The 22611-nt window shown below is 73.1% G+C and carries 14 protein-coding genes; 8 read left to right on the top strand and 6 right to left on the bottom strand.

Going from position 1 to position 22611, the window contains the following annotated elements; genetic code table 11:
• The first annotated feature begins 1 nt into the window (after position 1).
• Together N7925_RS32710 and N7925_RS32705 are read left to right on the top strand one after the other, a co-directional pair.
• Positions 2-895, top strand: a complete 894-nt coding sequence (locus N7925_RS32710; RefSeq protein ID WP_274346005.1) for a serine hydrolase — start codon at positions 2-4, stop codon at positions 893-895.
• 83 nt (positions 896-978) lie between these two features.
• Positions 979-1992 (top strand): MBL fold metallo-hydrolase, encoded by a 1014-nt coding sequence (locus N7925_RS32705; protein WP_274346004.1) that lies wholly within the window; start codon positions 979-981, stop codon positions 1990-1992.
• A gap of 27 nt (positions 1993-2019) precedes the next feature.
• On the opposite strand, the gene N7925_RS32700 is transcribed toward N7925_RS32705, so the two are convergent.
• The gene (locus tag N7925_RS32700; protein ID WP_274346003.1) at positions 2020-2889 is read right to left on the bottom strand and encodes a PIG-L family deacetylase; all 870 of its coding nucleotides are present in this window, start codon (positions 2887-2889) and stop codon (positions 2020-2022) included.
• A 371-nt stretch (positions 2890-3260) separates the two neighbouring features.
• On the opposite strand from N7925_RS32700, the gene N7925_RS32695 reads away from it, so the two are divergent.
• Complete coding sequence (locus tag N7925_RS32695) at positions 3261-4475, top strand: metallophosphoesterase (protein ID WP_265603127.1); 1215 nt, start codon at positions 3261-3263, stop codon at positions 4473-4475.
• Positions 4476-4487: 12 nt separating this feature from the next.
• On the opposite strand, the gene N7925_RS32690 is transcribed toward N7925_RS32695, so the two are convergent.
• Entirely contained in the window at positions 4488-4898 is a 411-nt protein-coding gene (locus N7925_RS32690) for a Fur family transcriptional regulator (protein WP_265603126.1), read from the bottom strand.
• Between the two features lie 370 nt (positions 4899-5268).
• Between N7925_RS32690 and katG the strand changes: the two genes are divergently transcribed.
• A complete protein-coding gene (gene katG, locus N7925_RS32685) occupies positions 5269-7524 on the top strand; it encodes a catalase/peroxidase HPI (protein WP_274346002.1) in 2256 nt (751 codons plus the stop codon).
• A gap of 116 nt (positions 7525-7640) precedes the next feature.
• Here katG and N7925_RS32680 read toward each other — a convergent pair whose 3' ends face one another.
• From N7925_RS32680 to N7925_RS32670, 3 genes are all read right to left on the bottom strand, one after another.
• Complete coding sequence (locus tag N7925_RS32680) at positions 7641-8165, bottom strand: hypothetical protein (protein ID WP_274346001.1); 525 nt, start codon at positions 8163-8165, stop codon at positions 7641-7643.
• Between the two features lie 72 nt (positions 8166-8237).
• Positions 8238-9137: an ABC transporter permease gene (locus N7925_RS32675; protein WP_274346000.1), complete on the bottom strand. Its 900-nt coding sequence runs from the start codon at positions 9135-9137 to the stop codon at positions 8238-8240.
• Positions 9134-9748, bottom strand: a complete 615-nt coding sequence (locus tag N7925_RS32670; protein ID WP_274345999.1) for an ABC transporter ATP-binding protein — start codon at positions 9746-9748, stop codon at positions 9134-9136. Before N7925_RS32670 ends, N7925_RS32675 begins: the two co-directional genes overlap by 4 nt.
• 300 nt (positions 9749-10048) lie before the next feature.
• Between N7925_RS32670 and N7925_RS32665 the strand changes: the two genes are divergently transcribed.
• The gene (locus N7925_RS32665) at positions 10049-11410 is read left to right on the top strand and encodes a flavin-containing monooxygenase (protein WP_265603121.1); all 1362 of its coding nucleotides are present in this window, start codon (positions 10049-10051) and stop codon (positions 11408-11410) included.
• 49 nt (positions 11411-11459) lie between these two features.
• On the opposite strand, the gene N7925_RS32660 is transcribed toward N7925_RS32665, so the two are convergent.
• Positions 11460-12809 carry a wax ester/triacylglycerol synthase domain-containing protein gene (locus N7925_RS32660; RefSeq protein WP_274345998.1) on the bottom strand — a complete coding sequence of 450 codons (1350 nt, stop codon included), beginning with the start codon at positions 12807-12809 and terminating at the stop codon, positions 11460-11462.
• A gap of 829 nt (positions 12810-13638) precedes the next feature.
• On the opposite strand from N7925_RS32660, the gene N7925_RS32655 reads away from it, so the two are divergent.
• From N7925_RS32655 to N7925_RS32645, 3 genes are read left to right on the top strand one after another with little or no spacing between them, the layout of a single operon-like run.
• Positions 13639-14772, top strand: coding sequence for an SDR family oxidoreductase (locus N7925_RS32655; protein WP_274345997.1), 1134 nt, complete (start codon positions 13639-13641; stop codon positions 14770-14772).
• Between the two features lie 34 nt (positions 14773-14806).
• Positions 14807-16390 (top strand): PfaD family polyunsaturated fatty acid/polyketide biosynthesis protein, encoded by a 1584-nt coding sequence (locus tag N7925_RS32650; protein ID WP_274345996.1) that lies wholly within the window; start codon positions 14807-14809, stop codon positions 16388-16390.
• A gap of 56 nt (positions 16391-16446) precedes the next feature.
• Positions 16447-22590, top strand: a complete 6144-nt coding sequence (locus N7925_RS32645) for a type I polyketide synthase (protein ID WP_274345995.1) — start codon at positions 16447-16449, stop codon at positions 22588-22590.
• Positions 22591-22611 lie beyond the last annotated feature (21 nt).

The raw sequence follows: 22611 nt of genomic DNA, 5'->3' as shown, positions 1-22611 counted from the left end.
GATGGTCGAGAAGCGGATCCGCGAGATGTTCGCGGGGGCGGGTGCCGAGGGGTTGTTGCACGCGGTCCCCGTCGAGGCGGGACCGGGCGGCGGGGAGGTGACCGTCGGCGCCGACGAGCCCGTCGTGATCGCCTCGGTCTTCAAGGTGCTGCTGGTCCTGGAGTTCGCCCGACAGGTGGCCGCCGGCCAGCTCGACCCGCGTGAACGGGTGCGGGTGACGGCGGCCGACCGGCTCGGCGGCTGGGGCACGGCGGGCTGTGCGGACGACGTCGAGCTGTCGCTGCGCGATCTGGCGTTCTTCACCCTCTCGGTGAGCGACAACTCGGCAGCCGATCTGCTGCTGGCACGCGTCGGCCTGGACACGGTGCGGCTCCTCGCCGAGGAGCTCGGGCTCGACAGGACACGTGTCGTGGGTGGCCCCCGTGACGTACTGGAGTCGATGCTCGCCGAGGTCGGCGCGCGCGACGAGGCGGAGTTCGCCCTCCGGTACCCCGCGCTGCCGGACGACCGCAAAAGGAGCCTGGGCGTGCTGGATCCGCTGCGGACCAACGCGAGCACGCCCAGGGACGTCACCAGGCTGCTGCGCCTCGTCTGGCGGGACGAGGCAGGTCCGCCGGAAGCGTGTTCCCAGGTACGGGAACTGATGAGCCGTCAGGTATTTCGGCACCGGCTGGTTTCGGGATTCCCCGACGAGGTGACCATCGCCGCCAAGACCGGGACCCTGCCCGGCCTGCACCTGGAGGCGGGGGTCGTCCGGTATCCCGACGGCGGCCGCTACGCGGTCGCCGTTTTCGCCCGTACGCGCGAGCTGGTCGCCTCGCGCACGGCGGTGGACGCCGCGATCGGCGCCACAGCCCGGCTCGCCGTCGATTCCCTGCGATGCAAAGGTTTCTGACGTGGGCTCATATGCGTTCGCGTATGAGCCCACCCGAATTTTGATCTTGGACGTGGAGGGTCCTGTCCTGATCTCCTGACGCCATGAACGAGGACACAGACGTACAGCGTCCGCAGCGACGCACCCCGGCATTCGGCCGACGCGCGGTGCTGCGCGGAGCCGCGATCGGCGCGGCGGCCCCCCTGCTCTCCGCCACGACCACCACCGCCGCCGCAGGGGGTCACGGGGCCCCGGCGGCCGGTTCGGCATCCTTCCGGTGGCTGGGCACCTCCGGCTGGCGCATCGACGTCGGCAGCCGGACGGTGCTCTTCGACCCTTACATCACCCGCTTCAAGACCGGCCTGTTCGACGGCGGGCTCAAGCCGGACACGAAGTTGAGGTCCGATCCCGCGCTGGTGCGGGAGCACGTCGGCAGCCCCGAGATCGTTCTGGTCAGCCACGCGCACTGGGATCACATCGCCGACGTGCCGCACATCGCCAAGTCCACCGGCGCGCGGATCGTCGGCACCGAGACGACGTTCCATCTGCTGGTCGCGTTCGGCGTCGACCCCGGCCAGATCTCGGTGGTCAAGGGCGGCGAGGTTCTGGACTTCAACGGCATCACCGTCCAGGTCGTGCCGAGCCTGCACAGCCGCAACAAGCGGCATTCCTACTTCGCCCCGGGCACGCTGAACGCTCCCCCGGCGGCGGCGCCGAGGACCATCTCCGATCTGCCGGAGGGCGACACCCTGGCCTTCCAGGTGACGGTGGGGAGCGGCGGCCCGTCGGCGTTCCTGATGGGCGCCAGCGACTTCTCCGAACAAGCCGTACGGGGACTGAGCCCCGACCTCGCGATGATCGCCGTACCGTCGAGCGCCGCCACGTTCCGCTATACGTCCCGGCTGCTGCACGCCCTGGACCGGCCGGGCGTCGTCGTTCCCGTCCACTGGGACAACTTCGAGGAGCCGCTGAGCGAACCTCCGCGCCGCGATCCGGTGATGGACCTGAGCGGGTTCGCCGCCCAGGTCCGCGGGGAGTCCCCGACGAGCCGGATCGTCGTGCCGGACTACCGCACGACGTACGGCGCGGACATGCGCGCCGGCACGTCCACGCCATAGCCCGTCCACGCCATAGAGGGGGACGTATCAGCGGAGTCCGGCGAAGAGGTCCTTCTCGGGCAGGGCAGCGCCGGTGGAGTCCTGGACGCGTACGAAGGTCTCCGTGCCCATCAGGTCGCCGAACCTCTCCTTGCCCATCTTGAGGAAGAAGATGTTGTCGCCCTGGCTGGCGTGCGCGGCCAGCGCGTCGAACTTCTGGCCGCTGAACGCGGTGGTGTCCACCCACGTGGTGACCTCGTCGTCGGGGAGGCCGATCTCGGCCATCGCCGCGGCCTCGGCCGGATCCGGCTCGGGCGCCGACTGCCGCTCCGACTCCGGATCCGGCTGCGGCATGTCCTCGTGGAACTCGCGCATGGCTTCCCCGAACCGCCGCAGCATCGAGTGGGGCATCGTCGTCCAGTACACCTTCGGCGTCAGCTCGGTCATCTCCACCGCCGCCATCGTGATGCGGTGGGCCTGGATGTGGTCGGGGTGGCCGTAGAAGCCGTTCTCGTCGTAGGTGACGACGACGTCGGGGCGGTAGTGCCGCATGAGTTCCGCGAGGCGGGCGGCGCCCTTCCCCACCGGGGTCTGCCAGAAGGATCCCGGAGCCTCGTTGCTCGGCCAGCCGATCATTCCGGAGTCGGCGTAGTCCAGCGTCTCCAGATCGCTGACCCCGAGGACCTCGCAGCTCGCCTCCAGCTCCCGGCGGCGCATCGAGGCGACGGCGGCCGGGTCGTGTCCGGGGTCGCCCGGCTTGACACCCCCCGGCCCGTCGCCGCAGCCGCCGTCGGTACACGTCACGAGAACCGTGCGGATACCTTCCGCCGCGTACCGCGCCAGGACCCCTCCGGTTCCGGTCGCCTCGTCGTCGGGGTGGGCGTGCACGGCCATGAGAGTCAAGGGCCGGTCGGTCATGAAGGGGTCCTCCCGCAGAGATACGTCGAGATACGTCGTGGTTCGGGGCCGGCGGCGGGCGTGCTACCGCGATCCCAGGGCTCGGATCCCGACGGGGCGGACGACCCTGCGGCCTCCGTGTCCCCCCGCCGCACGGCGCCGGTCCCTCGCACGGTGCAACCGCGCCGACCGGGTCGGCTGTTCCCGACGGGGCTGGCGATTCTCGTGGTCGCCCACCCTGTCGGCGTGCGGCGACCGTCCCGCCCTCTTGTCCGGGTCCCGCCCGTGTGCCGCCGCGACGGGCTCGCCGAACCCTGGAAGGCGGCGGCTTTCCGCGACGGCGCACAATGAGCCGGCCAAGGAACGCCGGACAGCACCTCAGGAGGGGAAGCGTGACCGAGACAAGCGACACCCGATCCGCCGCCAGTGAAGCGCAGGACGCACAGCGGAGCCGACTGCAGCGTCTGATGCGCTACGTCCCTCTGATCGCCCCCGTCCTGCTGTGGGCCGCGCCGTGCTGGGTTCTTCTGCACACCGGCCAGCAGTGGCCGCTCCCGGTCACCCTGACCGGCACCGCGCTGTTCGTCCTCGGCCTGGCCGGTATGCCGCTCGCGATGGTGCACGGCCACGGCCGGCGCCAGCGGGACCGGGCGGCGATCGTCGGTGACACGCTGCTGGGCGGCATCTGGGTCCTGTTCACCTGGTCCGTGCTGCTCGGCGTCCTGCTCCGGCCCGCCCTGGCCGTGGCCGGTGTGGGTGACGGACAGGACCGGGCGCGCATCGTCACCTGGGCCGTCCTCGGCGTCGCCGCCGTGCTGCTGGCCTGGGGGTACGCCGAGGCCCGGCGCGTGCCGCGGGTGCGCCGCCTCGACGTTCGACTGCCGCGCCTGGGAGCCGGGTTGGACGGAACCCGGGTCGCCCTGATCACCGACACCCACTACGGTCCGCTCGACCGGGCCCGCTGGTCGGCGCGGGTCTGCGAGACGGTGAACACCCTGGAGGCCGACCTGGTCTGCCACACCGGCGACATCGCGGACGGCACGGCCGAACGCCGTCGCGCCCAGGCCGCTCCGCTGGGCACCGTGCAGGCGACCCGGGCCCGCGTCTACGTCACCGGCAACCACGAGTACTACAGCGAGGCCCAGGGCTGGGTCGACCTGATGGACGAGCTGGGCTGGGAGCCGCTGCGCAATCGCCATCTGCTGCTCGAACGCGGCGGTGACACGCTCGTGGTCGCCGGCGTCGACGACGTCACCGCCGAGTCCTCCGGACTGGCGGGCCACCGCGCCCACCTCGCCGGAGCCCTCCACGGCGCCGACCCCGACCTGCCCGTGCTCCTCCTCGCCCACCAGCCCAAGTTCATCGACCGCGCGGCGGCCCACGGCATCGACCTCCAGCTCTCCGGCCACACCCACGGCGGCCAGATCTGGCCCTTCCACTACCTCGTCCGCCTCGACCAGCCGGTCGTCGCCGGCCTCAGCCGCCACGGCGCTCGCACGCTCCTCTACACCAGCCGCGGCACCGGCTTCTGGGGCCCGCCCTTCCGCGTCTTCGCCCCCAGCGAGATCACCCTGCTCGTGCTCCGCTCCCCGCAGCCTGCCGACTGACGCGCGGGGCGGTCAGGAGCAGGCCGGGCACAGGCCTCGGTAGGTGATCTCCACCGAGCCGACGGCGAACCCGAACCGCTCGGCCTCGGGCAGGTCGCCGAGGGCGTCCCCGACCGGGTGGACGTCGCGGACCGTGCCGCAGCCGGAGCACACCAGGTGCTGATGGGGGCGGCGGGCGTTCGGGTCGAAGCGCTTGGCCCGGCCAACGGTGGAGACCTCCAGCACCTCGCCGAGCGTGACGAGCTCCCCCAGCGTGTTGTAGACGGTGGCGCGGGAGATCTCGGGCAGCCTCGCGGCGGCCCGCAGGTGTACCTCGTCGGCCGTCAGATGCACATGGTCGCCGTCGAGGACCTCCGCGACAACACGCCGCTGCGAGGTCAACCGCCAGCCACGGCCCCGAAGCCGCTGAAGGAGGTCGCTCATCTCGTCACCTGCTCCGCTTCGCGGGGGACGCGCGGCCCCGGACGGATCCACGGATCCGACGACGTCGCGTCCCGGACATTATCGCTTTAGCTCACTTCTTGACTTGGACGAAGTCCATCGTAGGATCGATCCCGGCGACATCCAAGAGACAGGAAGACTCCGGTACGGCAGCAGAGAAACGCGGTGGGACACCATCGGTCGTCCGCGCGGCGCCGGCCGAGAGTGCCGCCTCGTCGCACCGCCCGGGACCGTCCGTGAGACGTTCGGGCGGGCGCGGCGACACCTGGCATACCTCGTGCCCCTTCTGCTCGGACCGAATCCTCCTCCCCCGTTCAGCGCCCCACGACCCCCCGGGTCCGGAAGGATTGCCATGACCGAGAACCGCGAGTCGCATGTCTTTGATCCCGTCACCCCGGATTCGCCCGAGACGGCCGTCCCCGAGGTGCCCGAGGCGCAGGCGGGCGGCTGCCCCGTGGCCCACGGGCGTGCGCCGCACCCCACGCAGGGCGGCGGGAACCGCCAGTGGTGGCCGGACCGCCTCAATCTGAAGATCCTCGCCAAGAACCCCGCCGTGGCGAACCCGCTCGGTGCGGAGTTCGACTACGCGGCCGCGTTCCAGGGGCTCGACCTGCCCACGGTGAAGCGGGACATCGCCGAGGTGCTCACCACGTCGCAGGACTGGTGGCCGGCCGACTTCGGCAACTACGGGCCGCTGATGATCCGGATGGCCTGGCACAGCGCCGGCACGTATCGCATCAGCGACGGCCGCGGTGGCGCGGGCGCCGGTCAGCAGCGCTTCGCCCCGCTGAACAGCTGGCCGGACAACGGCAACCTGGACAAGGCCCGCCGCCTGCTGTGGCCGGTCAAGAAGAAGTACGGCCAGGCGCTGTCCTGGGCCGACCTGCTGATCCTCACCGGCAACGTCGCCCTGGAGACGATGGGGCTGAAGACCTTCGGCTTCGCCGGCGGCCGCGAGGACGTCTGGGAGTCGGAGGAGGACGTCTACTGGGGCCCGGAGACCACCTGGCTCGACGACGAGCGCTACACCGGCGACCGTGAGCTGGAGAACCCGCTCGGCGCGGTCCAGATGGGCCTGATCTACGTCAATCCCGAGGGCCCGAACGGCAATCCGGACCCGGTCGCCGCCGCCCGCGACATCCGCGAGACCTTCCGCCGGATGGCGATGAACGACGAGGAGACCGTCGCTCTCATCGCCGGTGGCCACACCTTCGGCAAGACGCACGGAGCGGGCCCGGCGGTGAGCGTCGGCGCGGACCCCGAGGGCGCCCCGATGGAGGAGCAGGGCCTGGGCTGGCGCAGCTCCCACGGGACGGGCAAGGGCGGGGACGCCATCACCAGTGGGCTGGAGGTGACCTGGACCAGCACCCCGACCACGTGGGGCAACGAGTTCTTCGACAACCTCTTCGCCTACGAGTACGAGCTGACCGAGTCCCCGGCCGGTGCGAAGCAGTGGGTCGCCAAGGACGCGGAGGCGACCATCCCGGACGCCCACGACGCGTCGAAGAAGCACAAGCCGCAGATGCTCACCACCGACCTGTCGCTGCGCTTCGACCCGGCCTACGAGGAGATCTCGCGCCGCTTCCACGAGAACCCGGACCAGTTCGCGGACGCCTTCGCGCGCGCCTGGTACAAGCTGACGCACCGTGACATGGGCCCGGTCCAGCGCTACCTGGGCGCCGAGGTGCCGTCCGAGGTGCTGCTGTGGCAGGACCCGCTGCCCGCGCGCACCGCTGAGCCGCTGGACGCCGCGGACATCGCCGCGCTGAAGGAGCAGGTGCTCGCCACGGACCTGACGGTGGCTCAGCTGGTCTCGGCCGCCTGGGCGTCGGCCGCGTCCTTCCGCGGCAGCGACAAGCGTGGCGGCGCCAACGGCGCCCGGGTCCGTCTGGAGCCGCAGCGCGGCTGGGAGGCGAACGACCCAGACGAGCTGGCCCAGGTCCTGCGGGCTCTGGAAGGTATTCAGGAGTCCTTCGACGCCGAGGGCGGCAAGCAGGTCTCGCTGGCCGACCTGATCGTCCTCGCGGGCAACGCGGCCGTCGAGCAGGCGGCCAAGGACGCCGGTGTCGTCGTGGAGGTGCCGTTCACGGCGGGCCGGGTCGACGCCACGCAGGACCAGACGGACGTCGAGTCCTTCGCCGCCCTGGAGCCCGTGTACGACGGCTTCCGCAACTACGCGGGCAAGGGCAGCCGCCTGCCCGCGGAGTACCTGCTCCTGGACCGGGCCAACCTGCTGACGCTGAGCGCCCCGGAGACCACGGTCCTGGTCGGCGGTCTGCGGGTGCTGGGCGCCAATTCCGGCGGCTCGAAGCACGGTGTCCTCACCGACCGCCCGGGCACGCTGACCAACGACTTCTTCGTGAACCTGCTCGACCTGGGCATCACCTGGAAATCGACGTCGGCGGCGCAGGACGAGTTCGAGGCCCGCGACGCGACCGGCCGGGTCAAGTGGACCGGTACCCGCGCGGACCTGGTCTTCGGCTCCAACTCCGAACTCCGTGCCCTCGCCGAGGTGTACGCGAGCGACGACGCGCGGCAGAAGTTCGTGACGGACTTCGTCGCCGCCTGGAGCAAGGTCATGGACCTCGACCGCTTCGACCTGGTCTGACCGCGCGGTCGGGGCCGCCGCCCGCGCGGCGCGGCCCCGGCCCCGCACGGTGGTGTGCGGTGCGGCACCGCCGCGCGGGACCGGGATTCTTCGCCTCGGCCCCGGCCGCTGTCCTGCTACCAGCCGGCCTTCACCGCGTTGTAAGCCGTCCGGCAATCGGCGTTGGTGGCATCCGCGGCCAGCTTCTCCATGGAGCTGCTCCAGACCTTCTTGGCCACCTTCTCCATGTCACGGGTCGCCGCGGGCACGTTCGGCGCGTGCTTCTTGATCGTCGCCAGCGAGGACCTGGCGAACTTGTTGCACACGGGTCCGGCGGCGTTCCGATAGCGGGTGTCCAGGTCCGTCGCGACGGCCTGGCCGTTCTGGGTCGCCCAGGTGTTCCAGGCCGCGCAGGCCGCTTCGGTGAACACGGCCTGGTCGGCCTCGCTCAGTCCCAGCACCTCGCCCAGCATCGTGTTCTGGGCCTTGTCGGGGACCGTGAAGTCCACGACGGGGAACTTGTCGAGGGTTTCGAGCAGCGCCTCCTGACACGCGGGAGGCAGCGGGGCCGCCGCCCGGGCGGTGGAGGGGGCGGCCAGCGCGGAGACGGACAGGAGTGCCACGGTGAGGACGGTGCGCTGGGCGGTACGCGAAAGAGTCATGGGGCAGTGCTCCTCGTACGGAAGAGAGTGACGGTCCGGGCACCGCGTCAGCGCCCGACGGCTACAGAACGATCACCGCCCGCGCAGGTCACGGGCCTTTCGGTGCGGCGGACGGTGGCACACAGGGTCGTCGGCCGTCCGTGCGACGAGGGGGCCATCGGCCGTCTCACGGCCGCGGTTGCGAGGGGACGGAACCCACCTCACCCATCCCGGTGAGAGCGCGTTCCTGGTCCGCCGCCGGAAGACCAGGAAGCCGGCCGATGCGGCGCCGACGAGCCAGAGACACTGGATCACGAGCCCCCGGACGGCCGACGCGTCGGAGAAGGCCGCGGACATGCTCGCCTGCACGGCTCCGTACGTCGGGAGGAAGCGCACGACGGCGCTGTCCGACCCGGAGCTGGAGAGGGGATTCTGCAGGGCGACGTCGAGGATGCTGATCATCAGGATGGCGAACATGCCCTCGACCTCCCGGCGAAGCACCGATCCGAAGACCACGCCCAGCGCGCCATAGGTCAGGGCCGCGCAGAACAGGGCGGCGGCGAGGAGGAGGGGCTGTCGCGGCGGCCAGGCGAATCCGACGACGACCGTGGCGTACGCCGCGACGGCGACACAGACCAGCGTGAGCGCGGACAGCTTCGCGAGGACGAGGTGGTAGCGAGGGTAGCCCGCCATCGCCAGGCGCCGGTCGAAAGCGCCTCCCGTGAAGGTGGCCGCGAACATCATGAACCCGGCGATCAGGGTGACCGCGTTCAGCGCACCGGTGATCTGGGTGAGGTGGTTGCCGGGCGGGGACAGGATCTCGCCGGTGGCCCGGAGCCGGAACGGGGCCGGCTCATCGGGAATGGTCACATAGGCGAGGACGATCCACACGGGGATGTACACGACCACCAGCAGCATCGCGAACCGGTTGCGGGCGTGCCCGGTCAACGCGTACCTGGACGCCGTGGCGAACAGGAGCCAGTGGCGCCTCATGCCGCCGCCCCCGTGGGCCGCTCCTGGCGGTGGAGGCGTCCGTTCTCCAGGCGCCAGAGCAGATCCAGCCGGTCGATGTCGTACGCCAGGTGCGAGACGACCAGCACCGAACGCCCGGCGTCGCGCAACCTCGTCGCCAGCTCCCAGAAGCGCAGATACGTCTCCCAGTCGAACCCCTGGTAGGGCTCGTCCAGGAGGAGCACGTCCGGGTCGTGCATGAGCGCCAGGGTCAGGTTCAGCTTCTGCCGCGAGCCGCCGCTGAGCAGGCCCGCACGCCGGTCGAGGCACTCGGTGAAGGCCAGGGTCTCCATCACCTCCTCGGCCCGCCGCAGGTCGGCGAGGCCGAACGCGGCCTTGAAGAGGTCGAGGTGCTGGCGGACGGTGAAGGAGTCGTCCAGAACCACGGACTGCGGGCAGTAGCCGAACCTGCCGTGGTGCCGCACCGATCCGCGGTCCGGCCCGAGCTCACCGGAGAGGATCTTCAGCAGCGTCGTCTTGCCCGCGCCGTTCTCCCCGACGATCCCGGCGAGGGTGCCGGGCCGTAGCCGGAGGTCGACTCCCCGGAGAACGGCGTGCTGCCGGTAGGAGTGGTGCACATCTTGGACGTCCATCGTCTCGCTCCGTCGTACCAGGTCTTTTCCCGTGATCGCGGAACCGATCCGCTCGTGCCCAACGAGCCGGCCACGCGGCGGAAACGGCGCCCAGGACGCGCCCGTTCGCCCGGCGTCAACCCGGTGCACGACCCGTCACGCGTGCGACGGGACTACCGCGGAAACCGCTCCCGGCGCGGCGCCCGGCCCCTAGCGTTACCGGGCTCGGAGCGCCTGCGTCACGGGCCTGGAGCCGTCGTTGCGTACCTACAGTTGCGTACCTACACAGGAAAGGCCGGTCGGCCCATGCGGAGAACGTGCGTGATCGGAGCGGGCCCGTCCGGCCTGGCGGCGAGCAAGGTCCTCGCCTCGCGCGGCCTTCCGTTCGACTGCTTCGAGGCGGGTTCGGGCATCGGCGGCCTCTGGCGCTACGGCAACGACAACGGTATGTCGGGGGTGTACGCGTCGCTCCACGCGAACATCTCCAAGGAGAGCATGTCGTTCTCCTCGCTGGCGATGCCGGAGACCTACCCGGTCTTCCCGCACCACAGCAAGGTCCTCGCCTACCTGGAGCAGTACGCCGCTTCCTTCGGCCTGCACCGGCACATCGGATTCGGCACGGAGGTCACCTCCGTACGGCCCCTGGAGGACGGCGGCTGGGAGGTCGTCCGCCGGCGCCGTGGCGACACGGAGGCGCGGACGCAGCGCTACACCGAGGTGGTGGTGGCCAACGGGCACCACTGGGACCCGCGGTTGCCGGACCCCGCCGTACCGGGAGCCGAGGATTTCGCCGGCCTCGCTCTCCACTCGCACGACTACCGCTCCCCCGAGCCGTACGCCGGCCGACGGGTGCTCGTGATCGGCATGGGCAACTCCGCGTGCGAGATCGCGGCGGAGGTCTCCCGTACGGCGGCGCGGACATTCCTCTCCGCGCGCGACACGGCGCACGTGTTCCCCAAGATGCTGCTCGGCCGGCCGGCCGACCACTTGGCGGGGAGCCCGCTGGCCGGCCTGCCACGGTTTCTCAAGGAGCCGGCGATGGCGCTTCTCCTGCGGCTGACCCGGGGCGCCCCCGCTCATTACGGGCTTCCCGAACCGGTCCGTGGGCCCCTCGCCGCCCACCCCTCCACTTCGGACGAACTCCTCGTCCAGCTGGCCCGGGGCGCGGTCACCCCCAAGCCCGGCGTCAGCTCCTTCGGCCGGGACACGGCGTTCTTCGCGGACGGCAGCCGCGAGAGCGTGGACGCCGTGGTGTACGCCACCGGGTACTCCATCTCCTTCCCCTTTCTGGCCCCCTCCGTCTTCGCCGCCCCGGGCGGCCGCACGGAGCTCTATCTGCGCACGGTGCCGCCCCGGCTCCCCGGGCTCTACTTCATGGGACTCGCCCAACCCGCCGGCGCCGCCTTCCCGTTGCTCGAACCGCAGGCCGAATGGATCGCCGACCTGATCGAGGGAGCGGTCCGCCTGCCGGCCCCGGCGGAGATGACACGGGCGATCGCCCGCGCGCGGCGACAGCACGACAAGGCCTACGCGCCCACCTACCGTCACGGGATCGAGATCGACATCCGCTCCTACCGGCGAGCCCTCCGGCGGGAACTCCGGGCAGGCAGGCGCCGCGCCCGCGGTGTGCTCCCGCCCCGGCAGGGGGCGAGCTCTCCCACGCCCGTGCCCGACGCCGTGTGATCCGCCGGCCCGCTCCGTGCGGTCGGGTACGGGAGAGCTCCCGCCCGGCTCACACCGCCGTCGAGCTCTCCTCCAGCTCGCCCACGGCCTGCTCCCACAGCTCCGGCAGCGACTCCCCCAACGGGAGGGCGCGGTCGGCGACGAAGGACACCTCCGCCCAGTCGCCGAAGAACGACAGCCCCACGGCGAAGAGATGACCCGGTACGAGCAGGGGCAGCAGGGCGGTCCCCGTCACCTGCGTCTCCCCCAGGCTCCCCTTGTCGGCGAGCGGCATGGAGGTGGCCATGACGTTGGTGACGCGTGGCGAGAGGATCCTGCGCAGGTACCACTCGGTGGGGCCGTCCGGCATGAAGCGGACCAGGTCCTGAATGGCCTGCCGCCAGGTCTCGCCCCGGAGCTTCCGGGTCGTCGCCATGACCTGGTCCAGTCGGCGCAGGGGCTCCTCACCGTCCCGGGAACCGTCCGGGTGTTCCGGGACGGTCCGCACGGGCAGTTCGAGCGGCAGGGCGAAGCAGCGGTTTCCCCAGGTCTGTTCCTCGTCGGCGCGTCGGGCATCGACGGGCAGTACGGCCGTCACCCGGGGGAGCGGCACCCCGGCACGGGCCGACCAGACCGACAACGCCCCGCAGAGCGCGGCCAGATGCACGTCGTGGGCCGAGCCGCCCCGCCCGGCGCCGATCCGGCGGAGGGTGTCCGCCGGTGCCCGGCCCCGCCACAGCCGCCGCTCCCCGGAGGGGGCGAAGGCCGCGTCCGGGCGGTGACCGCGAACGGCCAGGGAGCCGGCCACGAACCTCGTGGCCAGCCCGACGGCCGCCCCGACCCGCCGGGGCACCCCGGACGGACGGTTCCGGCCCGGTACCGGGCGCGCCGACGCCTCCCCCTCACCCAGCATGGCCCGGAAGGTCATTGCGGCGGCCGAACCGTCCTGGCAGGCGTGGTGAAAGCGGTAGCAGACAGCGTACGTGTCGGGTTCGTGGCCGTGGACCAGCCAGACCCCCCAGTAGCAGCCCGGGGCGAACGGGGCGTTGAGCGCGGTGTGCAAAGCGGCGTCCCAGGCGCCGGGTCCGTCGGCGACCACCTCGTGCACATGCCGGTCGACGGCGAAGTCCGCGTCCGGCTGCCACCGGGACCGCCGGCCTCCCTCCACCCGGCTCGTGAGCAGGGGCAGTTCGCCGAGGCGGTAGCCCACGTACGCGCGAAGGTCCGCCAGGGCCGGAGGCGGACCACTGAGATAGGCGACGCCACCCGCGTCCCAGCGGACGTCGGGCCGACGGCGCTCCAGCTGGAGGAACGCGCGGTCGACCGCGTGGGTGGGGTGGCGGGGCGAGGGGATCGGCCGGTCGGGCCGGGCGGAGCGGCCGGACGGGGCGGGCAGGGTGGGCTGCTCGGGATCGGGCATGGGCTTCGGTGCTCCAATTCGGGCCGGAGACGACCACGTTGACAACGGAAGGGGCAGAGGGACGGAGGGACGCGTACGGAGGGGCGGCCGGAGGCCACCGGCGCCGGGCGGCCCGCCAGGTCCGGCCGCAGCGCGCTGTCCGGACCGGCCGCCCATCAGGATGACCACCGGCCGGGAGCAGTCCGTGCGGCGTCCGCCCGCCGCCCCGCACCGGCAGCCGGATTCCTGGCCGCTCCCCGGCCGCCGGCCGTATCCGCTCCTGGACCCGTGCGGCTCCCGGTCCCCCTGCCCCGACGGGTCCTCGGCCCCCGCACCCGGGGCCGCCGTCGGCCTGGCGATCCGTTGAGGGAACGATCCGGGCCCCTGGCGGCGAGTTCGCTCGAAAGGGGGACGCGAAAGAGGGACGGCGCTCCGATCACCACCGTGGGCTCCGGCCCTGTCAGGCCGCCCCGCGGGCCGAACCGCTCGGCCGACGGTGTTCCGCTCCCCTGATAAGGGCGGTCTCGCAACGTACTTCGTTCGGGTGAGCGGGAGGAATCGAGGCGCCTGTCCCGTTCGCCGTCTGCCATTGTGTGCCGTGCGCCGGGGATCACCGGGCTGCGAGGCCCGACAAGCCCCCGTCGGACAGGGCACCGGAGAGCCGGCGAGCACCGGCCGCACCGGATCGGCCGACCGTGCGCGGTGCGATCGTCGTGACGATCCGCGATGCGGGACGGCCGGTGACATCCCGCTCCCCCGCACCCGGCCGCCGCAACGGCGGCGTCACCGCGTCACCGCCCTCCGCACCCGGTCGGGGACCGCCCCTCTCACCGCCCTTGGAGCCACGCTCGTGCACGTCGCACTCACCGGCGCCACCGGATTCCTCGGACTGCGTCTGCTGCGTCGCCTGCTCGCCACGCACCGTTCGGTGACCGTCCTGGCCCACGCCGGGTCGGGGAACGCTCTGCACCGCATCACCCGGTTCTTCGAACTGACAGGCTCGCCGGAGGCTTTCGTCGACCGACTCCCCGGCCGGCTGCGGGTGGTGGAGACCGACCTGGCGCTGCCGCGGCTGGGCCTGTCCGCACGGACGTTCCAGAGGCTGGCCGACGGCCTCGCCGAGATCTGGCACAGCGCGGGCAGCATCAATCTGGAAGGCGGCCTTCCCGAGCTGCGACGGACCAACGTCGAAGGGACCCGGCGCGTACTGGAATTGGCGGCCGCCGGTCGCGGGGCACCCGCGATCCGCCATGTGAGCACCGCGTTCGTGGCCGGTGGACGGCGCACCGGCGTGGCGTACGAGGACGAGCTGGACGCCCCCGACGGCTTCGAGAACGCCTACGAGCAGTCCAAGTACGAGGCGGAGCTGCTGGTCCACGACTGGTCCCGGGAGCACGGCCGCCCGGCCCTGGTCCTGCGGCCGGGCATCCTGGTCACCGACCGGCCGCCGCACCCCGAGCTGCCCTCGCACCCGTTGCAGGTCGTCGAGCGCATTCTGCGCGACGCGCTGGGCACCGCCGGGTCGGGCGACCGGCTCCGCGTCCGGACCGTGGGGCATCCGCACGGCCGGCTGAACCTCTTGCAGGTGGAGCACGCTGCCGACGTCATGGTGCGGCTGGCCGGGTTGACGCCGTCGGGCGGGGTCGACACGTACCACGTCGTCCACGACCGCGATGTGCCCGTACCCACGGTCGTGCAGCTCCTGGAACGGCTGGTCCCGCTCTCGATCGACCTGGTTTCCGCCAAGCCGGACGACCCGTCGGCGTTGGAGGCGCTGCTCGACTTCTACCCGGGCATGACGGCCTACCTCGCCCATCGGCGACGGTTCGACGACACCCGGCTCAGAACCCGGCTCGGGCCGTCGGCGGCCTCCGCCCCGGTGGGCCTCGACTACCTGTGGTCCGGGCTGGCCCCCCGGGGCGGGGCCCTGCCCCTGTCGCCGGGCGTCCCCCCGGCCCCTTTCCCGTCCGCCCGGTACGCCTGACCAGCAGCCGACCCACCCCGTTGGAGCCTCTCCCGTGTCTGTCCTCACCGCTCTCGGCCCGCCTGCCGCCTCCTTGCCGGTCTTCTCACCCGAGGGGATCACGGCCCGTGTCCGGCAGATCCGGGAACCCGTGCACGTCGTCAGCGGGCCGGACGGCCGGGAGCTGGGGATCGCGACCGGCGCCGCGCCCGCCGGTCCGGTGCTCGGCACGCTGCCGCCGCTGTACCCCGAATGGCTCGGCGGCCGTACCTTCTGCGAGGCGCACGGCGTCCGCTTCCCCTATGTCGCGGGGGAGATGGCGAACGGCATCGCGACCACCCGGATGGTCTCCGCGATGGCCCGGGCGGAGATGATCGGCTTCTTCGGCGCGGGCGGGCTGGCCTATCCGGAGGTGGAGCGGGCCGTGGACACGCTGACGCAGGAGCTGGGGCCCCGCTCGAACTGGGGCGTCAATCTCATCCACTCACCGGCCGAACCGGCGCTGGAGTTCCGCGTCGCCGAACTGCTGCTGCGTCGCGGTGTTCCCCGGATCTCGGCGTCGGCGTTCATGGAGCTGACCCCGGCCGTCGTCCTGTGCTCGGCGCACGGGCTGCGCCGGGGCCCGGACGGCGCCGTCGTACGGCGCACTCACCTGCTGGCGAAGGTCTCCCGGCCCGAGGTGGCCGAGAGGTTCCTCTCCCCCGCGCCGCCCGCGCTGCTGGACTCCCTCGTCGCCCAGGGGAGGCTGACCCGCCAGGAGGCAGCTCTGGCGGCCCGGGTGCCGGTGGCCGAGGACATCACCGTGGAGGCGGACAGCGGCGGGCACACCGACAACCGGCCGCTGTCGGTCCTGCTGCCGAGGATCGCCGCCCTGCGTGACGCGCTGTGCCGGCGGTTCGGTTACCGCCGGCCGGTCCGGCTCGGCGCGGCCGGCGGTCTCGGCACACCGGATGCGGTGGCCGCCGCCTTCGCCCTCGGCGCCTCCTACGTGGTCGTCGGGTCGGTGAACCAGACGGCCGTCGAGGCGGGACTGTCCGACGCGGCCAAGGCGATGCTCTGCGACGCGGACGTCTCCGATGTGGCCATGGCGCCGGCGGCCGACATGTTCGAGCTGGGTGTGAAGCTCCAAGTGCTCTCCCGGGGAACGATGTTCGCCCAGCGGGCGGCTCGGCTCCATGCGGCGTACCGGGCCCACGGATCGCTGGAGGAGATCCCGTCCGTGCTGCGCGCCACCATCGAACGCGACGTACTGCGCGCCCCGTTCGACGAAATCTGGCGGCACGCTCGCGCGTTCTGGGAGCAGCGCGATCCTGCGGAGATCACCCGTGCGGAAGCCGACCCGAAGCACCGTATGGCCCTGGTCTTCCGCTGGTATCTGGGCCGTTCCAGCCGGTGGGCGATCACCGGGGAGGAGTCGCGGCGGGCCGACTTCCAGATCTGGTGCGGGCCGGCGATGGGCGCGTTCAACCAGTGGGTGGCGGGCACGTTCCTGGCCGACCCGGCGCACCGGTCCGTGGTGCGGATCGGGCTCAACCTGCTGGAAGGGGCCGCCGTGCTCACACGCGCCCATCAACTGCGCACGTACGGCGTTCCGCTGCCGGCCGAGGCGTTCACCTACGCCCCGTGCGAGCTGGCGTGAGCGGCCTCGGCGCCCACGGGGCGCCGGCACCGACCGGCCTTCCCCGAGGAGAGAGCGTGTCCGACCCCGTCCCCTGCCAGCTCCCCATCGCCGTGGTCGGGGTGGGTGCCCTGGTGCCCGGTGCCACGGACGCGGCGGGCTACTGGCGGATCGTGACCGGTGGCCGCGACCTGATCACCGAGGTTCCCGCCACCCGCTGGCGCGTGGAGGACCACTATGACCCGGATCCGGCCGCCCCCGACAAGACGTACGCCCGCCGGGGCGCGTTCCTACCCGAGGTGGACTTCGATCCCCTGGCCTATGGGGTGCCGCCCGCCAATCTGCCGGCGACGGACACCTCCCAACTGCTCGCCCTGATGGTCGCCGACCAGGTGCTGACGGATGCCGGCGGTCCGGCCGGGGTGGACCGCGACCGGACCGGCGTCGTCCTCGGCGCGGCGGCTCTCGAACTCCTTCCGCACATGTACGGGCGCGCCCACCGCCCCGCATGGCTCGCGGGGCTGCGGGAGAGCGGACTCGACGAGACCGAGGCGCAGGCCGTGTGCGACCGCATCGCGGCCCGCTTCGAGCCGTGGCGGGAATCGACCTTCCCCGGACTGCTCGGCAACGTCGTCGCGGGCCGGATCGCCAACCGGTTCGATCTGCACGGCATCAACCACACCACCGACGCCGCCTGTGCCAGCTCGCTCGCGGCCCTGTCGACGGCCGTCGGCGAACTGTCCCTGGGCCGGGCCGACCTGGTGATCAGCGGCGGGGTGGACACCGGGAACGACATCGGCATGTTCCTGTGCTTCTCCAAGACGCCCGCGCTGTCCCCCACGGGCGACTGCCGGCCGTTCTCGGCCGCGGCGGACGGCACCATGCTCGGCGAAGCGGTCGTCATGTACGCACTGAAGCGGTTGTCCGACGCGGAGCGTGACGGCGACCGGATCCACGCGGTGATCCGGGGTATCGGCACCTCGTCCGACGGCCGGAGCACGGCGATCTACGCCCCGCTGCCCGAGGGCCAGGAACGGGCCCTGCGACGCGCCTACGAGGGAGCCGGCTACGGGCCGGAGACCGTGGAGCTGGTCGAGGCGCACGGGACCGGCACGAAGGCCGGGGACACCGCCGAACTGGCGGCGCTGACGGCGGTGTTCGGTGCGTCGGGACGCCCGGACGGGCAGTGGTGCGCGATCGGTTCGGTCAAGTCGCAGATCGGCCACACCAAGTGCGCCGCGGGCGCGGCGGGACTACTCAAGGCGGTCACGGCCCTGCACCACCAGGTACTGCCTCCGACGGTCAAGGTGGAACGGCCGAATCCGGCGGCCGCCGCTCCGGACGGCCCGTTCTACGTCAACACCGAGACCCGTCCGTGGGTCCGGCCGGCCGGTCATCCGCGGCGGGCGGCGGTGTCGAGCTTCGGTTTCGGCGGCAGCAACTTCCACGTCACGCTGGAGGAGTACGCGCCGTCGGGCGGCCCGGGGCGCCCGGCCCTGCGCCACCGCACGGCGTCGAGCGAGCTCGTCCTGTTCGGTGGCGACTCCCCGTCGGACCTGATGGCGCCCCGGACGGACGACGATCGTCCGCTGGCCGCGCTGGCGCGGGAGAGCCAGGCCGCCTTCTCCCCCGCCGCCCGGGTGCGGCTGGCCGTCGTCGCCACCGACGCCGAGGACCTGCGGGAGAAGTACGCGCAGGCGCTCGCACTGATCCGGCGGCGCCCCGACGCGGCGTTCTCGACACCCACCGGGGTCCGGTACGCGTACGGGGAGGCCGCGCCCGGCCGTATCGGTTTCCTGTTCCCGGGACAGGGGTCCCAGTACGTCGGGATGGGAGCCGGTCTCGCGATGCTGGCGCCGACCGCCCAGGCCGTATGGGACCGGCTGGGCGGCACCCGCTTCGACGGGCGGCCCCTGCACCGGGTCGTGTTCCCGCCGCCCGCCTTCACCGACGGGGAACGCGCCGCCCGGCGGGCCCTGCTGGACGCCACCGAGTGGGCGCAGCCGGCCCTGGCGGTGCACGCGCTGGCGCTGCTGGAGGTGGTGCGGGAGCTGGGCCTGCGGCCGGACTGCGTGGCGGGCCACAGCTTCGGTGAGCTGGTGGCGCTGACGTGCGCGGGCGCGCTGGAGCCGGAGTCGCTGGTGAGTCTGGCCCGTCGCCGCGGTGAGCTGATGCGGGACGCGGCGGACGCCCCGGGCGCGATGCTGGCGGTGGCGGCGGACCGTACGCGCGTGGCCGGAGTTCTGGCCGGTGGCGGGTTCGGCGACCTCTGGCCGGCCAACCACAACTCCCCGTGCCAAGTGGTGCTCTCGGGATCGGTGGAGGCCGTCGCACGTGCCGAGAAGGCGTTCTCGGCCGAGGGGGTCGGCACGCGTCGGCCGGCCACGTCGACCGCCTTCCACTGTCCGCTGGTCGCCCCGGCCGTCGAGCCGCTCGCCGCGTACCTGCGCACGGTGCCGCTCGCGGAGCCCCGGATCGAGGTCTACGGCAACGCGGACGCGGCGCCGTACCCCTCGTCCCCCGACGAGGTGCGCCGCCGGATCGCCGGTCATCTCGCCTCCCCGGTGCTCTTCCAGGACCAGATCGAGGCGATGTACGCGGCGGGGGTTCGCACCTTCGTCGAGGTCGGCGCGGGCGCCACGCTGACCGGGCTGGTCCACCAGATCCTCGGCGACCGCGAGCACGCGGCCGTCCCCCTGGACCGGAAGGCCCGGCCCGGTGCCGACACCCTGCACGCCGCGCTCGGCGAACTCGCCGTACGCGGCGTCCCCCTCGATCTCGACACGCTCTGGGCACCGTACGCCTCGCCCGGAACCCCGGCGAAGGAGCGCGAGCCCCGCATGACGGTGAAGATCAGCGGAGCGAACCACGGTCAGTCGCCGCCGACCCGCGCCGCGTCGGCCGAGCTGTCGCCCGCTCCGGCACCTGAGCCCCGGCACCGACCGCAGCCCGCTCCGGCACCCGTGCCCGTACCAACGTCCACGTCCCCGTCCATGTCCACGTCCCCGTCCATGTCCGCGCCCGCGTCCGACACCCCGGCGGTCCCCATGCCCGCGCACATCCCCTCCCCGTCCCACGCCCAGCAGCCTTCGGCGCACGAGGCCGACGCCGCTGAGACCGTCGGAGCCGGGCCCACGGTCGGCGGCGACTGGTTCGCCGCCGTCGAGAGCATCCAACGGCAGACGGCGGAGACCCACGCGGTCTGCCAGCGCCTCCTGACCGACAGCCATCTGGCCTTCCTCCGGATGACGGAGACGACCCTGGCCGCGATGCTCGGGGCGCCGAACCCGGCAGCGGACGGGTCCGTGGACGGGGACATCCCGGCTCCCACGGCTCCACTGCCGCTGCCCCGCTCCTCGTCACCGCGGCACCTGCCGGCGCCGCCCATGACGGCGTCGGCCCCGGTCGTGGCCGTCGTCCCGGCCGCGGCGCCCACGCCCGCTCCTGTCACGCCCACCCTTTCCGCAGCCGCAGCCGCAGCGGCCCCGGCCCCGGCCCCGGCGGTGCCTTTGCCCGCCCCGGAGACGGCTGCCGCTCCCGTGGACGACGCCGGCGTCGACGACGCGGTGTCCCTGTCGCCGCCGGAGCTGGAGGAGTTGCTCCTGTCGGTGGTGGCCCGCCTCACCGGCTATCCCACCGCCATGCTCAACATGGACATGGAGCTGGAAGCCGATCTGGGCGTCGACTCCATCAAGCGCGTCGAGATCCTGTCGGCGGTGCGACGGCAGGTGGGCGACGTGGCGGCGGGGGACCCCGGGCAGCTCGGCAAGCTCCGTACGCTGCGCGAGATCGTCGAGACGCTGACCGGCAGCCCCCGGCCTCCCGGGCCCCCGGAGCCGGATGCCCGGGCCGGGCACTCCGTGGCCGCCGGGACCCCGGTCGTCCGCGAGGCGCCCGCCCCGTCCGCCCCATCCGCGCCGTCCGCCCCGTCCGCCCCCGACGACGGGGCGGGTGAGCGTACGCCGCTGACACGGCTGGTACCGCGTCTGGTGGAGTCGCCCGCGTCCGGGCTGACCACGGCGGGACTGCTGGACGGGCCCGTCGCGGTGACCGGCGGGGGTCCGGACGGGTGCTCGATCGTCGGCCTGGTGGCCCGGAAGCTGACGGAACGCGGCGTGGCCGCCACCGCCGTGGCTGACGTACCCGAGGACGCCCGCGGTGTCGTCCACCTCGGCGGGCTGACCGCGGGCGGTACGCCCGACGGGGCACGGGAGGTCCACCGGTCGGCGCTCCGCGCCGCACGCGCGGTGGCACCACGGGCGGCGGGGGGCGGCGGACTGTTCGTGACCGTCCAGGACACCGGGGGCGACTTCGGGCTCTCGGGTCACGCGCCCGGCCGTGTGTGGCTGGGCGGGGTCGCCGGTCTGGCCAGGACCGCGGCGAAGGAGTGGCCGGACTCCTCGGTCAAGGTCGTCGACTGCGAGCGGGGCGGCCGGGACGACGAGGAGGTCGCCGAAGCGATCGTCGGGGAGCTGCTCGAAGGCGGGGCCGACCTGGAGGTGGGCCTCCGCGCGGACGGCACGCGCGCGCTGCTGCGGATGGCGCCCCAGCCGGTCACGCCCGCCGGGACCCGGCGGATCTCCGGCGCTTCCGTGATCGTGGCCACCGGCGGGGCCCGCGGGGTGACCGCGGCGGCCCTGCTCGACCTGGCCAGGACCCACCGCCCGCGGATCGTGCTGCTCGGGAGGACGGAGCTCGCCGCCGAGCCGGCCGGGCTGGCGTCGGGCACCGACGAACCGGCGCTCACCCGGCTGCTCGCGGAGCGGGCCCCGGACGCGGCGGACTCCTCGCCCGCCCGGATCGCGGAGCGGGCCCGGGAGATTCTGGCCGCGCGCGAAGTGCGGTCGACCCTGGCGGAGTTGGAGGCCGCCGGATCGTCCGCCCGGTACGTCCGGGTGGACGTCCGCGACGGTGAAGCGCTCGCGGCCGCTCTGCGCACCGTGCGCGAGACGTGGGGGCCGGTCACCGGCATCGTCCACGGTGCGGGGGTGCTGGCCGACAAGCGGATCGTCGACAAGACGGACGAGCAGGCCGAGTCGGTCATGGCCACGAAGGTGGACGGTCTGCGGGCGCTGCTGGCGGCGACGGCGGACGATCCGCTGGACACGATGGTCCTCTTCTCGTCGGTGGCCGCCGTGTTCGGCAACGCGGGGCAGAGCGACTACGCCATGGCCAATGAGGTTCTCCACCTGGTCGCGTCCGCCGAGCAGGCCCGTCGGCCCGGCTGCCTGGTGCGGTGTGTGGCCTGGGGACCCTGGCAGGGCGGCATGGTCACCCCGGCCCTGGCCGCGCACTTCGGCCGGTCCGGGGTTCCGCTCATCCCCCTGGCCCAGGGGGCCGCGGCCTTCACGGCCGAGGTGGACGGTGTCGCCGGCGAGGCCCGCGTGGTCCTGGCGGCGGGAGACGATCCGGCCGCCCTGGCCCCGGCGGGCGATCTGTGGCGCGCACAGGTGCTGGTCCGTTCGGACACGCTGCCGCAGCTGGCCGACCACGCGCCCGCCGGTGTTCCGGTGCTGCCCGTGGCCCTGGTCCTGAACTGGTTCGCGGGCGCGGCCACGGCCTGGCTGCCGGCTGCCGGGCGGCTCGTCCTGCGTGATCTGCGGGTGTACCAGAAGTACGCCCTGCCGGAGCTGTCCGGCCCGGGCCACCGGCTCACCGTGCTCGGCAGCCGGGGCGCTCCCGGTTCACCGTCGGGTCTGGACGCGGAGCTGCGTGGCGAGGACGGCCCGGCGCACTTCCGGGCCGTCCTGGACACCGGGGCCGGGGAGCCCGACGCGACCGCGTGGGACACCCCGGACGGGCTCAAGCCTCTCGACCGGGCCACACCCTATGACGGGGATGTCCTCTTCCACGGCCCCCGGTTCCACGCCCTGCGCACGGTGCGCGGCTTGTCGGAGCACGGGGCGGAGGCGACCGTCGCGGGCCTGCGGGCCCTGGGCTGGGCGGACGAGCACGGTCCGCTCGATCCGGCGGCCGTGGACGGCGCGCTGCAACTCGCCCTGCTGTGGGGCGAGAAGGTGCTCGGGGCGGCGACGCTGCCGATGGCCGTCGCGGAGTGCCGGGTGCACCGGCGCGGCCCGGTGGACGGCGCCGTGCGCTGTGTGGTGCGGGGACGGAAGGCACACGACACCGGGGCGCGCTGCGACGCGGCGCTGATCGACGCCGACGGGTCCGTCCTGGTCGAGCTGATCGGTGTCGAGCTCGTCCTCCGCCCCTCCTGACCCCGCCCCTCCTGACCCCGT

It is taken from the genome of Streptomyces sp. CA-278952 (assembly GCF_028747205.1).
GTDB lineage: Bacteria > Actinomycetota > Actinomycetes > Streptomycetales > Streptomycetaceae > Streptomyces.
This window is presented reverse-complemented; position numbering and strand designations above follow the sequence as displayed.

Coding starts and splice junctions, on each gene's coding strand:
- N7925_RS32690 (WP_265603126.1), bottom strand. CDS start 4,898: ATGAGCGACCTCCTTCAGCGGCTTCGGGGCCGTGGCTGGCGGTTGACC.
- N7925_RS32670 (WP_274345999.1), bottom strand. CDS start 9,748: ATGGACGTCCAAGATGTGCACCACTCCTACCGGCAGCACGCCGTTCTC.
- N7925_RS32700 (WP_274346003.1), bottom strand. CDS start 2,889: ATGACCGACCGGCCCTTGACTCTCATGGCCGTGCACGCCCACCCCGAC.
- N7925_RS32710 (WP_274346005.1), top strand. CDS start 2: ATGGTCGAGAAGCGGATCCGCGAGATGTTCGCGGGGGCGGGTGCCGAG.
- N7925_RS32680 (WP_274346001.1), bottom strand. CDS start 8,165: ATGACTCTTTCGCGTACCGCCCAGCGCACCGTCCTCACCGTGGCACTC.
- katG (WP_274346002.1), top strand. CDS start 5,269: ATGACCGAGAACCGCGAGTCGCATGTCTTTGATCCCGTCACCCCGGAT.
- N7925_RS32675 (WP_274346000.1), bottom strand. CDS start 9,137: ATGAGGCGCCACTGGCTCCTGTTCGCCACGGCGTCCAGGTACGCGTTG.
- N7925_RS32705 (WP_274346004.1), top strand. CDS start 979: ATGAACGAGGACACAGACGTACAGCGTCCGCAGCGACGCACCCCGGCA.
- N7925_RS32660 (WP_274345998.1), bottom strand. CDS start 12,809: ATGCCCGATCCCGAGCAGCCCACCCTGCCCGCCCCGTCCGGCCGCTCC.